The sequence below is a fragment of the Prevotella sp. LCP21S3_D2 genome, assembly GCF_052118345.1.
GTDB lineage: Bacteria > Bacteroidota > Bacteroidia > Bacteroidales > Bacteroidaceae > Prevotella.
This window is the reverse complement of record NZ_JBQKHJ010000077.1, coordinates 1-834: the sequence shown is the minus strand read 5'-3', so window position 1 is coordinate 834 and position 834 is coordinate 1. Positions and strand designations below refer to the sequence as shown.

Below are 834 nucleotides of genomic sequence, written 5' to 3'. Positions count from 1 at the left end.
TTCTTTCTTGGTCTCTCATTAATTTTTGCCGTAAACTTTGTTATTTTCTGCTGACTGAAGTTTGAAAACGCAGCAGACTTAGGAATGTACTGCCTAACGAGTCCGTTTGCATTCTCAATAGCACCCTTTTGCCATGAGGAATATGGATCAGCAAAATACACTGGTACACCAAGAGATTTACTGATTATCTCATGTGCCGCAAATTCCACCCCATTGTCTGTTGTTATGGTCTTTATTTTTCCCTTGAATGGCATAAGTAGCTGCTTTACAGTCTCTGCCAATTTCTTAGCATTCTTTCCGTGCTTCAACTTTCTCATAAACAACATATTTGTTTGCTTTTCAACCAATGTGACAATTGCTCCACAATTACCCTTTCCAACGATTGTATCCATCTCAAAATCACCAAATCGCACTCCATCAACCTCTTTGGGTCTTTCACTGATACTCACACGATTAGGTATGACAATACGTTTGCCACCTACAGGTCTTGCACGATGCTTCAATCTGTGACGGCAATTTTTATATAAAGAGCCTCCCTCTTTTTTGTCTTTCCTGATGATGCGATAGATACTCTCCGTAGAGATGCGCTTGCCTTCTTTGGCAAGGTAGCCAGATATCTGTTCTGGGGACCATTGCTTCTCTTTTAGTAGGCGCAAAGCCTCTTCCCTTACTTCTTGGGAGATGCGACGATTGCCTGGAGTTCTGCGCTTTTTGCGGCGGGCATTGGCTTCTGCTGTTTCCCAGTTGTAATGGTTACGACTACCACTATTTCGCTTTAATTCGCGATAAATGGTGGATAAATCTACATTTATTGCCTTGGCAATATCTTTTTTA

Annotated in this window: 1 protein-coding gene; it reads right to left on the bottom strand. The window is 41.5% G+C overall.

Translation table 11 applies throughout. The annotated features are described in order from the left end of the window. The coding region (locus tag ACTQ16_RS16645) for an IS30 family transposase (RefSeq protein ID WP_441938549.1) at positions 1–834 on the bottom strand (834 nt) is incomplete at both ends.